Raw genomic sequence first — 12,739 nt, forward strand, 5'->3', positions numbered from 1 at the left:
CAACCCCGGCGCGCCGATCACCGCAGCCAGAGGCAGCAGCGGCCCGTCGGATTGACCGAATGCGATGCGGCCCCAAGGGAAGCCGCCGAACGGGACCCGAGATCGTGCCGCTTCCATCGCCACCCAGGCGCTCGCCACCCAGACCGGCGCCCACGGCAGTCGGGACATCCGATCCGCTACCGCACCGAACAGTGCCACGAAGAGTGCTTGAACGACGGACAGCGCCAGCCACGGCACCGATCCGACGTACTCCCCCACCCACGGCAGCAGAGGCACGAAGAACGCCGAGCCGGCGACGAAGCCGTAGCCGGCCCCCGCACGCGCCCCTCGCCCGCGCACAGCCAACAGCAGCATTGCAAGTGCTACCGGAGCGAGAAACCACAGATCGATGGGCGGGAATGTGGCATACAACATCAGCCCGGATGAGGCGGCGGCGAGGAGCCGGATCCACGCGCGGACTCCGTTGCTGCCGGTCACCCACCGCGCCCGGCTCGGGTCGTAGACGAGAGGTCGAGGCCCGGGCTCGATGCCGGGAGCCGATCTCATGACGGCACGCGCGTGCAGCCGGTACCGGAGGAGCCTCTGCCGTTCATCAACTACTATGGTGCATAGTATTTTATGTGATGGCAACTCTGCGGCGGTGACCGATCCCCTTCCGTCGACACCCAGCACCTGTCCGAGATACACACCCGAGAACGAGGATCCGTGAACCGCTCGCCCACCACGTCTCCCACGCGGCTGCGTGCTTACGCAGTGACTCTCGTGCTGACATTGGTCGCTACCGCGCTGACCGTCGACTACTGGGCGCAAGAAGCATTGGTCGGCTCTCCGATCCCACTACCGATCCTCGAATTGCGGCTCGCCTTCAACCGCGGAATGGCCTTCAGTCTGGGCAATTCGCTGCCCCTATGGGTGATCGTGTCGGTCACGGCGACGATCACCGCCGGGGTCGCGGCCTACGGATGGCACAGCGCTCGGCACGGGGAGCAGTGGACCACGGTGGCGCTGGCGTTGATCCTCGCCGGCGCGCTGTCCAACGTTCTGGACCGGCTTGTCGACGGTGCGGTCACGGACTACTTTCACACCGGTTGGTGGCCGACATTCAACCTCGCCGACATCTACATCACCTGCGGGGTGGTGCTGATGATCGGGGCGGCACTGGCACGCGAGAGGGCACAAGGGTTGCCCCTCTGCCCGCAGTGCCCGACAGCGCCGGATCGTGAACGTGCATGAGATATCTCGGCGTTCGAATCGAATGCCCTGCAGTGCACATACATTCGCGACAGGACAATCATGCTGATCCGCTCGAACAGTGAGGGTGATCGACACCGGAACTGCTCGAAACATAGTCGACTACAACCACCGACACGCGATCGTCGCCTCTCGCTCACCGAGGCGTACCGAGGGGAGCCTGCTGTATGAGCGAGGACATCCCGGCGCTACCGCGCCGTATTTTTCTCGCTACGAGCTGCGCTACAGCGTGCCTGACTGCCGCCGGATGCAGCGTCGGCGAAGCCCCGTCCGGTGAGGACACCGCTTCCGACGGTCCCGTCACCTTGTCGGTGAACGATGTTCCTGTCGGCGGTGGAATCGTGCTCGCCGACCGGCAGGTCGTCGTCACCCAACCGGAACCCGGTATCTTCCGGGCCTTCTCGGCTATCTGTTCTCACCGAGGGTGCACAGTGAACCGAGTTCGCAACGGCACGATCGAGTGCCCCTGCCACAACAGTGCGTTCTCGATCACCGACGGGGCGGTCATGCGCAGCCCCGCCACCGAGCCACTGCCGAACCGTGCCGTGACCAGAACCGTCGATACCCTCACCGTCGACTGATCCATCACCGGGCGCGAACATGCGAGGTGGACGGGTTCGGGGTGAACGGTCTCGACCGGGCCGATGTGCGGCACTCGAGGACCCACTCTGTGCCCCCACCCGACGGGTGCCGGTTCGGTACATCGCTGCCGTGTCGACGACAGCACAGCGTGCCGATCGCGCACCGGGTCGAGACCTGCCTACCAATTGACCTCTCGGCACCGGCCTTCGCCTTCCCGGGGTTCGACCTGCACAGTGGCGTGTTCGAGACCGAACTCGTTGCGGAGAACCTGCTGCGCTGCAGCGAGCACCCGCGGTGTCTCGGCCTCCGGGGCGACCGTCAGATGCGCCGACGCGACCTCCATCCCCGACGTCAGTGTCCATATGTGCAGATCGTGCACCTCTTCGACATCGTCGACATCGGTCAGGGCCCTTTCCACGGCGGCGACATCAATGCCCGCCGGAGCATGTTGCAGCAGAATTCGTACGGCGTGACGGCCCAGGTTGAACGCGCGTGGCAGGACGAACACGCCGATGGCGACCGCGATGACCGGGTCGGCGTACCGCCACCCGAACAGGACGGTGACCAGTCCGCTGACCAGTACGCCGATCGAGCCGAGCATGTCCGCCATCACCTCGAGATACGCACCCCGAACATTGAGGCTGTCCTTGGCGCCGCTGCGCAGCAGGACGAACGCGATGAGGTTCATCACGAGCCCGAGGGTGGCCACCGCCATCACCGGGACGCCGGGGACCTCGGGCGGATTCGTGATGCGTTGCGCGGCTTCGTAGAGAATCCAACCGGCCACACCGAACAGCAGAAGTGCATTGAACAATGCGGCGAACACCTCGGCTCGGTAGAGCCCGAACGTGCGGGCAGCCTTGGTCGATCGTCGCTGTGCGAGTGTGATCGCCACGATCGCCATCAGCACCCCGAACACGTCGGTGAACACGTGTGCGGAATCGGAGAGCAACGCCAGCGACGAGGTGGACAGGCCGACGACGACCTGCGTCACCAGGGTGACCGCCCCCAGACCGACAGCGATCCACAGTCGCCCGAGGTGCTTACCGGACGCGCTGGCCGGTGAACCCGGCTCTATCCCGTGGCCATGTCCGTGCCCCATCGTTGCTCCTTCGTCGTGTCAGATCCGCAGAACGACAACATATTGCGATATGCGCATACATGCAAGTGTTGAAGGATCATCCGGCGGTGGCTGCCCGGACTCGTACAACTATCATTCGTAGTAGTTCATTGTCGGCGCAGGTCGGACTGCCTCGCGCCCATGCCGGAAACACGATCCACCGGGAAGAGGCGCACACCATGGCCACCGAAGCGGCCCATTCGACCCGCGGCGCAGTGGATCGACGCTCCGGATCGCAGGTGATGGTGCTGTGCGCAGCGATTGCCGCGGTGGTCGCTGCACTGCTCGCAGCGATGTCGACGTCGCAAGCGCTCGTGCTGTTGGGTCTGCCCGATCCGGGCCCGATCACCACGTACGGGATCCCGGCACTGACCGCGATCGGCGAGGTGGCTGCCGTCGTGGCGGCGGGGTCGCTGCTCCTCGCGGCATTTCTCGTTCCGCCTCAGAGGTCGGGTGTGCTCGACATCGACGGGTACGTAGCCGTCCGCACCGCGGCGAAGGCCTCCGCAGTGTGGGCGGTGTGCGCGGCGGCGTTGGTGCCGCTGACACTCTCGGACGCCTCGGGTCAACCTGTCGGATCCGTTGCAGCGCAACCGGTGCAGTTCCTCGGTGCGATCGGCGATGTCGAGGCCTCCACTGCATGGGCCATCACCTCTGCGGTCGCGGCGATCACCGCCGCAGCATGCGCGGCGGTGTTGCGGCATCGATGGACCCCCGCCTTGTTCGCCCTGTCGATGCTCGCGTTGATCCCGCGCGCGGTCACCGGCCACTCCTCGACCGGCGGCAATCACGACATCGCGACGAACTCGTTGATCCTGCACATCCTCGCTGCCGCGCTGTGGGTGGGCGGACTCCTCGCACTTCTCGCTCATGCGCTGCGCGGAGGTGGGCACCTTGCCGTCGCGACCCGCCGCTACTCGACGCTCGCTCTGGTCGCGTTCGTGATCATGGCGGTCTCCGGAGTGGTCAACGCTGCCGTGCGAGTGCCCGTGACGTCGCTGTGGGATTCGACGTACGGCGCTCTGATACTGGCGAAGATCGCAGCTCTGGCGATCGTGGGGACCCTCGGGTGGATACAGCGACGACGAACGGTCCGCGCTCTGGCTCACGACCCCGCGAGGCGCAGATCCCTGATCACGTTGTCGATGATCGAGACCCTCGTTCTCGTCACCACCGTGGGCCTGGCGGTCGCACTGGGCCGCACTCCCCCGCCCCCGCCGCAGGACACCTCGCTGCCCCAGGCGCACGAAGAGGCCTTGGGCTACGTGTTGGACGGCCCGCCCACCGCTGCGCGGTTGGCGTTCGAGTGGCGTTTCGACCTGGTGTTCGGCTCCGCGGCGGTGATCGCGGCCGTCCTGTATCTGGTGGCCGTGCGGCGCCGTCGGCGGGCAGGCCTGTCATGGCGGCGGCGGTGGACAGCGAGCTGGTTGGCGGGTACTGCGGTGCTGCTCGTGGCGACCTCGTCCGGGGTCGGGTTCTACAGCCCGGCGATGTTCAGCGTGCACATGGCGGGACTGACCGCGGTCGCCGTCGCCGTGCCGTTGCTGTTGGTCCTCGGCCGACCGGCAACCTTGTTCGCCTCGGTCCTGCCGACCGCGTCGGCCGCCGAAGCACCGGGCTCGCGCGAATGGCTCCGGGCTGCATGGCAGAGCCGAGCAGCCCGGATCGCGATACACCCGTGGGTCAGCACCACGGTGTTCCTGAGCAGTTTCTACCTGCTCTACCCCGGCGGACTGTTCGACACCGTCGCCGACTCGCATGTGGCACACATGGTGATGAAGGGCTGGTTCCTGACCGTCGGGATGGTGATGTTCTGGGGCACGGTCGGCGAAGACCCGGTACCGAGACCGATCGCGGGACTGACGAAGTTGCTCGCGAGTATCACCGCATTGGCCGGGTTCGCATTCTTCCTCGTCGTGACGATCGATCTCGAGACCGCGCTCGGAGCGAGCTTCTACAGCGGACTGCGTCTGGACTGGAACGCAGACCTGCTGGCCGACCAGCGGCGCGGCGGCACTCTGGCGTGGGGCATCGGGGAGTTGCCGTTGCTCGCTGCCGCGGTTCTCGCCGCGGTCCGGTGGTCGGCGGCCGACGAGAGCGCGGCACGGCAACGAGACCGCCGAGTCGACGATCAAGGTGATACCGAACTCGAGGCGTACAACACCATGCTCGGTGGCCTGTCCTCTCGGCGCGATCACCCCTGATACCCGAAACGCCCAGCCCTGTTCCGGTGCGGATGTCGTAGCCCGGCGGGATGTCGTAGCCCGGCGGGATGTCGTAGCCCGGCGGGATGTCCTCCGAGGACCGTGACCAGCGGTACGGACGAATCCGGGTCGAGTGGGATGGAAAAACTATGCTCGATAGTAGTAACCTGTGGCCTGACCGTCACCATTTCGTTATCTCGAGCGAGGCCACGGCCTCGTAGCCACCAAGGATTGTGATCTTGGCCCGACACCGCACACCCGATCCGATCGACGACGACTACGCAGCGCCGGCACCCGGCGTCGCGGTCTCGATGCCCGTCGGCAACAGGCCGACGGCGCTCATCGATCACCCCCGTCATCGACACGCCGGGTTCGCACCCTCGCGTTTCGTGACCGAGTCGCCCGCCGAGACCGTGTACTCCGACAATCGGTCGCAGGACGAGCACACGCCTTCGGCGCAGACGCCCGCACCGGATGTACCCGCTCACGCGGTCAGCGCCGCCTGGGACACCGCGGCCGCGGACACTGCCGCGTCGATGTGGGTGCACGTGGCCGGTCCGGACGAGACGACACACGGCGACGGTGGCCGCGATGTAGTGCAGGCCGTGTCGCGACGTGCTCGCCGCGGACTTCATCGCCGCCGGGTGCCGAAGCCGGGTGGCCGCGCCATCGCTGCGTCGGTCGCGGTCGGTGCCTTTCTGTCCGCGGCAGCGACGTCTCCGAACACCGGGTCGCAGGACAGTGTGGCGCTCAGCGCTGCGAGTATCGATAGCCCTCCCGCCGGCGTCCTGCCGCCGAGCCCGGTCGTCGCCTCACCCCCGCAGGTGTTGCAAATGCCCGATCTCGATGTCGGCCGGCTCGCGCAGCGCATGACCGAGCAACTCGCCGAGGGGGGAGTTCGGGCGGCGGAGCGCGCCGCACGCGATGCCGAGGCGCGGCGCCCGCTCTCGGTGGTGCCGGTGTCGGGCACATTGACCTCCAGTTCTGGGCCGCGTTGGGGGACAACGCATTACGGACTCGACATCGCCAATACGATCGGGACGCCGATCGTATCGGTGACCGACGGTGAGGTCATCGAAGCAGGGCCGGCGCAAGGGTTCGGCCTGTGGGTGCGTATTCGTCAGGACGACGGCACGATCGGGGTGTACGGCCACATAGACCAGGCGCTCGTCACCGCCGGTCAACGCGTGAAAGCCGGCGAGCTCATTGCTACGGTAGGCAACCGAGGCCAATCCACCGGACCCCACCTGCATTACGAAGTGTGGCAACCCGACGGTGCCAAGTCCGACCCGACGGCGTGGCTGTCGGCACGCGGAGTCGATATCACCTGACACGACGAGGAAAGAAGAACTGGCGATGAAAAGGCTCGGTGATCTCGAAGCGGAGGTGATGAACGTGCTCTGGCAATGTGATCGACCGCAGTCGGTCCACGACCTGCGTGAACGCATGGCCGACAGAAACCCCGCCTACACCACGATCCTGACCGTCGTGACCCATCTCCACGAGAAGGGGTGGGTCGAGCGGACCAAGCAGTCACGCGCCTATCTCTACTCGCCCGTGCAATCTCGGGCCGAGGCCACCTCGCAAGCGCTGCGCGAAATCCTCGACACCAGCACCGACTCGGCCGCCGTGCTGATGCATTTCGCGAAAACCGTCACCGACGACGAACTGGACGCCCTGCGGGGGAACCTGCCGGACGCGAACCGGTGATCGTCGCACTGGCATTACTCCTCGCCGCGACCCTGGTGGCCGTTGCCATGCCGCCGCTGCTGACCTCACTCACCCGCACCGTCGGCCCCTCTCTCGCCTTGACCGCTTGGATCGGCAGCATCGCCGGGGTGCTGTTTCTCGTGGGATCCGCGGTGGCGGTGTTGCTCTGGCCCGGCCATGCGCCGGCCGAGGGCATGGTCGAACTCGCCGTCCGCTGCCTGGGCTCGCTGCAACACGCGGCCCAGCCGTGGATCGGGGAAGCGGTCGCCGGGGCATCGGTCGTCCTCGCGGCGTCGGCATCGGCGCGCGTCCTGCGCTCGACTCGCCGTCAGCTTCGAGCGCGGTCCAAAGTCCGCGACTATCACCGCGATGTCATCGCCGTCGTGGCGCGCACGGACCCCGGACCCGAACCGATCATGTGGCTCGACCACCCACTCCCGCTGGCCTACAGCATCGACGGTCGCCCCGGCTACGTCGTGGCCACCGAAGGCCTGCTCGCCCATCTCGATCCCGAACAACAGCGAGCAGTGATCGCACACGAACGTGCCCACCTGCGCGGGCGCCATCACCGCATCGTCAACATCTGCGAGATCCTGGCCAAAGCGCTTCCTCGCGTTCCCCTCTTCGCCGCGGCACCCGCGGCGGTACGGGTCCTGGTCGAGGTCGCAGCCGACCGGTCCGCGGCCGCAGTCACCAGCGCCGACACTGTACGTTCGGCATTGTCGACGGTCTCGCAGGCGCATTCTGCGCGGCCACTGTGGGCACTGGGCCTGATCGGGGACTCGACCACCGAGCGGTTGCATCACCTCGACACGAGCGCGCAAACACCGAGCCGAACCCGAGCGGGCGCTTATGCTGCCGCCGCCGTGCTGCCCCTCGTCGTGCCGGCCGTGTTGGCCGTCGTCTCGCTCAGCGCGGTCTCCGCCGCAGCGTGCGCGGTCCTGCTGATCTGAACAACCCCAAATACTATGCTGCATAGTATTTGGGTTACACTGGCGGACGCGTCCTGTAATTCGCGTGCGACACGAAGGTGGTTCCATGACGGCGCTGACATCTCCTCCGGCTGCGCCGGCGGTTCGCCCCTATCCACCCCGCGGGGCCCGCAAGGGGTCGTTCCTGCACACGATGGTCACCACCACCGATCCGAAGGTCATCGGACTGATGTACTTGGTGACCTCGTTCGGGTTCTTTCTCGTCGGTGGCCTGATGGCGTTGATCATGCGCTCCGAGCTCGCGGTCCCGGGAATGCAGTTCCTCTCCAACGAGCAGTACAACCAGCTCTTCACCATGCACGGCACGATCATGCTGCTGCTCTACGCCACCCCGATCGTCTTCGGCTTCGGCAACTACATCCTGCCGCTGCAGATCGGCGCACCCGATGTCGCCTTCCCCCGGCTCAATGCCTTCTCCTACTGGCTGTACCTGTTCGGCGCACTGGTCACCACCGCAGGTTTCATCAGCCCCGGCGGTGCCGCAGACTTCGGCTGGACCGCGTACACCCCGTTGAGCAGCGCCGTCTACTCCCCCGGTATCGGATCCGACCTGTGGATCGTGGGCCTGCTCGTCGCCGGCCTGGGCACCATCCTGGGCGGGGTCAACATGGTCACCACCGTGGTGTGCCTGCGCGCACCGGGAATGACGATGTTCCGGCTACCGATCTTCACCTGGAACATCCTGGTGACCTCGATCTTGATCCTGCTGGCGTTCCCACTGCTGACCGCAGCACTGATGGGCCTGCTCGCCGACCGTAAACTCGGCACCCACATCTTCGATCCCGCCAACGGCGGAGCGTTGCTCTGGCAGCACCTGTTCTGGTTCTTCGGACACCCCGAGGTCTACATCATCGCGCTACCGTTCTTCGGAATCGTCTCGGAGATCTTCCCGGTCTTCTCCCGCAAACCCATCTTCGGGTACAAGGGGTTGATCTACGCCACCGTCGGCATCGCCGCCCTGTCCATCGCGGTGTGGGCGCACCACATGTACGCCACCGGTGCCGTGCTGCTGCCGTTCTTCTCGTTCATGACCTTCCTCATCGCCGTGCCGACCGGGGTGAAGATCTTCAACTGGATCGGCACCATGTGGCGCGGCCAGGTCACCCTCGAATCCCCCATGCTCTTCTCCATCGGATTCCTGATCACGTTCGTCTTCGGTGGACTGTCCGGAGTGCTCCTGGCGAGCCCGCCCATCGACTTCAACGTCACCGACACCTACTTCGTCGTCGCGCACTTCCACTACGTCGTGTTCGGAACGGTCGTGTTCGCGACCTACGCCGGCATCTACTTCTGGTTCCCCAAGATGACCGGCCGCATGCTCGACGAACGACTGGGCAAGTGGCACTTCTGGCTGACGTTCCTCGGCTTCCACGCCACCTTCCTCGTCCAGCACTGGCTCGGCGCCCAAGGAATGCCGCGCCGCTACGCCGACTACCTCCCGTCCGACGGATTCACCACCCTCAACCAGATCTCGACCGTGGGATCGTTCGTCCTCGGGGCCTCGACGCTGCCGTTCATCTGGAACGTGTTCAAGAGCTACCGCTACGGCGAAGTGGTCACCGTCGACGACCCCTGGGGCTTCGGTAACTCCCTCGAGTGGGCGACCAGTTGCCCACCCCCGCGGCACAATTTCATCGAGATGCCCCGGATCCGCTCCGAGCGGCCGGCGTTCGAGCTGCACTATCCGCACATGGTCGAACGCATCCGCGCCGAGCAGCACGTCGGTGGCCCGCACTCGGATTCGATCGCGCCCTCGGAAGTGATCACCGAAGCGATTGCCGGACCGGACGTATCGAAACGGCCGGACGTCGACAAGTAACACGGTCGACCGACCCCCGTAGGCTCACACCCCCTTACTACTAGTGCGCATAGTAGTAAGGAGAATCAGTACGACCAGAGGAGAACCGAACGTGAAACGATGGATGCTGGTCGCCGTGCTCATGTGCGGCACAGCACTGTTCTCCGCGGCCCCGGCATCGGCGCACAGTGAACTCGTCAGCTCCGACCCCCCGGCCGATGTGACGCTCGAGTTCGCACCGATCGGCGTCGGCCTCAAGTTCAATCAGGACATCAACGAATCGTTCGCGACCATCAGCGTGGTAGGTCCTGGCGATACTCAGTGGACGCAGGGTACGGCCACGGTCGAGGGCCCCGACGTATCGGTCCTGCTCGAGGACGGCCTACCCAACGGGCAGTACACCGTCGGCTACCGCGTCACCTCCGCGGACGGGCACCCGATCACCGGGTCGTACGGCTTTTCGGTCGACGTCGCGGAGACCGCCACCCGCCCGGACGCTGCTGCACAGCAATCGCAGGGCGGTGCGACCTCGCCGGCTCCCTCGACCACGCCGACGCAGGCCTACGATCCGAACAACCCGTCCGCCAGCGAGGACCGGCCACCGAAACAGAACACCATGATGCTGCTCTCCATCGTGGGCCTGACTGTCCTCGGTCTCGCTGCCATCGCCCTGACGTTGGTGATCCGAGGCAAGGACAAGCAATGACAGGGGCCCGATGAACATCGCCGCCGTAACTCCCCCGGAAGGCCCGCCGACCCTGGCAGCGTTGCTGAGCTTCGATCTTCCGCCGCTCCCGATCCTGCCGATCGCCGGCATCGTCATGGCCGGACTGTACTGCTGGGGGCTCTACCGGATCCGCGGCCGGGGTATCGCATGGTCACGGTGGCGGAGTGCGAGTTTTCTGCTCGGCTGCGCGGCGCTGGTCCTGGTGACCGGACTGCAGGTCGAACGCTACGGATACAGCCTGTTCAGCGTCTTCATGTTCCAGCATCTGACGTTGTCGATGACCATCCCACCGTTGTTGGTGGTGGGTTCGCCCGGACGACTTCTGTTGCGTGCCACCGCTCATCACGGAGCCGGGCGGTGGGTACTGATCGCGGCGCTGACGGGGTTGCGTAGCCGCGCCGGGCGCATCGCACTACATCCAGGTCTGACGATCCCGTTGTTCCTCTTCAGCTATTACGGGCTGTATCTGTCGTCGATCTTCGATGTTCTCGCCATCACAGTCATCGGGCACGTATCGATGGAGATCTTCTTCTTCGCCAGCGGGCTGCTGTTCATCATCCCTGTGCTCGCCGTCGGCCCCCTCCCCGTTCGGCAGAGCAATCTGGGCCGGTTGTTCGACCTGTTCGTCGAGATGCCGTTGCATGTGTTCTTCGGTGTCATCCTGATGATGTCGAGCACCCCCATGCTCGCCACGTTCGCCTCCCCTCCCCCGCAGTGGGGTGTCGATCCGGTATCCGATCAGAAGCTCGCCGGGGCGCTTGCGTGGTCCTACGGTGAGCCGGTGGCCCTGCTGGTGGTGCTCATCTTCTGCATTCGGTGGAACCGGGACGAAAAGGAGGAATCGGCTGCCGCGGACCGGCACGCCGAAGAAGACGGGTACAGCGAACTCAACGCCTACAACGACTTTCTGAAAAAGATCGGTAGCGAGACCAGTCAACGGACCTGAGCTGTCGCGGCCGTCCCGCGCTCGGGGACTGCCGCGAGCTCATCGCCTGATCGCGCTTACTGGCAAGGGCCTGATCGGGCGCATTCATCGCGCACGTGTGCCCACCCCGATTCTGGCTCCACGCTCACCGAGCCAGGCTTGCGGATCGACCTTCTGTCCCGCGGGAGAAGTCGCCTCGAAATGCAGATGCGGACCCGTCGAGTTACCGCGGTTCCCGACCTCTGCAATCCGATCGCCCTTACGGACGCGCTGACCCACCGTGACCGAATTTCCGTTGTTGTGCCCGTAGGTGGTGATCGATCCATCGTCGTGTCTGATCCGAACCCACAGCCCGAAGCCCTGTGCGGGCCCGGCGCTGATGACCGTTCCATCGGCCGCGGCGACGATCGGTGAGCCCAGTGAGTCGGCGATGTCGACACCGCCGTGTTGTGTCCCGCTTCGGGTGCCGAAATTCGAGGTGACCAGTCCGCTGCTGGGTGCGACAGCAGACGCAGTACCTCGGGAGGTGGCCGAGCCACCGGACGTGGAACCGCGCTGCTGTGCTGCATCAGGAACAGAATCTTCGGGCGCGGTCGTCTCGGATGCGGGAGGGGTGTCGGTGGTGCCGGGCACGGGCGAATCGCGGCCGGTGTTGCCCGTCACCGGATCCTGTTCCCCACCTCGGTCGCCGTCATGCGGGACTGCGGGGTCGAGGGCGTCGACCTGGAGCGATGCGGCGATACGAAGGGCCAGGAGTGGGTCGAGAGTCGCCAACGGGGCCAGGCAGGACAGGGACTGCGCCGGGGCATTCGAGACTCCACGGGCGATGGCGTCGACGATGCATCCTGCCGACGCGGACACCGGGCCGGCGGTGTCCGCGATGACGCCGCCGGCCTGGGCGGCGGCCCACGTCGAGGATGCGAAGGCTGCGAGGTCTGCCACCGCGATCGGATCGGTACCGATTGTCGCGGCCCGATCGGCCAGGCGGATCAACCGGCTGACGGCGTCGGCGGTCTGCTGACCTTCGACCTCGTCCCCGGACTCCACGGCCGGTTGACCCGGATTCGCTTCGGCTACCGGGGCGTGCAGGAACACCGCACCGAGTGCGGCACCGACGATCACGTATGTCCGCGCACCTCGGCATGCGCGACGTCGCCCGCCGCTCGGCGTCGTCTTTCCCGCGTTGTTCACGTGGTCACCCCACCCTTCTCGTTGAATGCCGGTCACGATCGCAGTGGATGCCGTGTCGGCCGTGGGTCAGTGTTGCGTGATCCCATCGACACCACAAGCCCCTTCTGTCACACTCTCGACTGCATTCGTCGCTGTTTCGCCTATCGATTCGGCGTCGAAAGTGAGTGCTTTGCACAGTAACTCGACGATTCGACGCCTTTTCATGCGTGCCGATGCCGGTCATGGGGGTCATCCCAATC

General features: G+C 65.8%; 11 protein-coding genes and 1 pseudogene. 9 read left to right on the top strand and 3 right to left on the bottom strand.

What is annotated here, in order from left to right:
* Positions 1-414 (bottom strand): annotated as a pseudogene (locus AB0366_RS26165) (apolipoprotein N-acyltransferase); the annotation flags it as partial.
* A gap of 291 nt (positions 415-705) precedes the next feature.
* Between AB0366_RS26165 and lspA the strand changes: the two are divergent.
* Together lspA and AB0366_RS26175 are read left to right on the top strand one after the other, a co-directional pair.
* A complete protein-coding gene (lspA, locus tag AB0366_RS26170) occupies positions 706-1,233 on the top strand; it encodes a signal peptidase II (protein WP_052061206.1) in 528 nt (175 codons plus the stop codon).
* Positions 1,234-1,418: 185 nt separating this feature from the next.
* The gene (locus AB0366_RS26175) at positions 1,419-1,832 is read left to right on the top strand and encodes a Rieske (2Fe-2S) protein (protein WP_008720941.1); all 414 of its coding nucleotides are present in this window, start codon (positions 1,419-1,421) and stop codon (positions 1,830-1,832) included.
* A 179-nt stretch (positions 1,833-2,011) separates the two neighbouring features.
* Here the strand turns inward: AB0366_RS26175 and AB0366_RS26180 are convergent, their stop codons facing one another.
* Complete coding sequence (locus AB0366_RS26180; protein ID WP_008720942.1) at positions 2,012-2,935, bottom strand: cation diffusion facilitator family transporter; 924 nt, start codon at positions 2,933-2,935, stop codon at positions 2,012-2,014.
* Between the two features lie 197 nt (positions 2,936-3,132).
* Here AB0366_RS26180 and AB0366_RS26185 point away from each other — a divergent pair, with 197 nt between their 5' ends.
* The 7 genes from AB0366_RS26185 to AB0366_RS26215 all read left to right on the top strand — a co-directional run bounded on the left by AB0366_RS26185 (position 3,133) and on the right by AB0366_RS26215 (position 11,330).
* Positions 3,133-5,157: a cytochrome c oxidase assembly protein gene (locus AB0366_RS26185; protein ID WP_032373357.1), complete on the top strand. Its 2,025-nt coding sequence runs from the start codon at positions 3,133-3,135 to the stop codon at positions 5,155-5,157.
* A gap of 668 nt (positions 5,158-5,825) precedes the next feature.
* Positions 5,826-6,488 (top strand): M23 family metallopeptidase, encoded by a 663-nt coding sequence (locus AB0366_RS26190; protein ID WP_051364850.1) that lies wholly within the window; start codon positions 5,826-5,828, stop codon positions 6,486-6,488.
* A 25-nt stretch (positions 6,489-6,513) separates the two neighbouring features.
* Positions 6,514-6,867 (top strand): BlaI/MecI/CopY family transcriptional regulator, encoded by a 354-nt coding sequence (locus tag AB0366_RS26195; protein ID WP_027494220.1) that lies wholly within the window; start codon positions 6,514-6,516, stop codon positions 6,865-6,867.
* Positions 6,864-7,820, top strand: a complete 957-nt coding sequence (locus tag AB0366_RS26200) for a M56 family metallopeptidase (RefSeq protein ID WP_008720986.1) — start codon at positions 6,864-6,866, stop codon at positions 7,818-7,820. The genes AB0366_RS26195 and AB0366_RS26200 overlap by 4 nt, the downstream gene beginning before the upstream one ends.
* Positions 7,821-7,905: 85 nt before the next feature.
* Positions 7,906-9,678 carry a cytochrome c oxidase subunit I gene (ctaD, locus tag AB0366_RS26205; RefSeq protein ID WP_072692203.1) on the top strand — a complete coding sequence of 591 codons (1,773 nt, stop codon included), beginning with the start codon at positions 7,906-7,908 and terminating at the stop codon, positions 9,676-9,678.
* A 91-nt stretch (positions 9,679-9,769) separates the two neighbouring features.
* Positions 9,770-10,363: a copper resistance CopC family protein gene (locus tag AB0366_RS26210; RefSeq protein ID WP_008720475.1), complete on the top strand. Its 594-nt coding sequence runs from the start codon at positions 9,770-9,772 to the stop codon at positions 10,361-10,363.
* Between the two features lie 10 nt (positions 10,364-10,373).
* Positions 10,374-11,330, top strand: a complete 957-nt coding sequence (locus AB0366_RS26215) for a cytochrome c oxidase assembly protein (RefSeq protein WP_008720478.1) — start codon at positions 10,374-10,376, stop codon at positions 11,328-11,330.
* Between the two features lie 84 nt (positions 11,331-11,414).
* Here AB0366_RS26215 and AB0366_RS26220 read toward each other — a convergent pair whose 3' ends face one another.
* Positions 11,415-12,536, bottom strand: coding sequence for a M23 family metallopeptidase (locus tag AB0366_RS26220; RefSeq protein ID WP_230558228.1), 1,122 nt, complete (start codon positions 12,534-12,536; stop codon positions 11,415-11,417).
* Positions 12,537-12,739: the final 203 nt, after the last annotated feature.

This window comes from Rhodococcus sp. NPDC076796 (assembly GCF_040702765.1).
Lineage (GTDB): Bacteria > Actinomycetota > Actinomycetes > Mycobacteriales > Mycobacteriaceae > Rhodococcoides.

Excerpts from the sequence above, each read along its gene's own strand:
- AB0366_RS26175 (WP_008720941.1), top strand. The coding sequence starts at position 1,419 with ATGAGCGAGGACATCCCGGCGCTACCGCGCCGTATTTTTCTCGCTACG.
- AB0366_RS26180 (WP_008720942.1), bottom strand. The coding sequence starts at position 2,935 with ATGGGGCACGGACATGGCCACGGGATAGAGCCGGGTTCACCGGCCAGC.
- AB0366_RS26185 (WP_032373357.1), top strand. The coding sequence starts at position 3,133 with ATGGCCACCGAAGCGGCCCATTCGACCCGCGGCGCAGTGGATCGACGC.
- AB0366_RS26195 (WP_027494220.1), top strand. The coding sequence starts at position 6,514 with ATGAAAAGGCTCGGTGATCTCGAAGCGGAGGTGATGAACGTGCTCTGG.
- ctaD (WP_072692203.1), top strand. The coding sequence starts at position 7,906 with ATGACGGCGCTGACATCTCCTCCGGCTGCGCCGGCGGTTCGCCCCTAT.
- AB0366_RS26215 (WP_008720478.1), top strand. The coding sequence starts at position 10,374 with ATGAACATCGCCGCCGTAACTCCCCCGGAAGGCCCGCCGACCCTGGCA.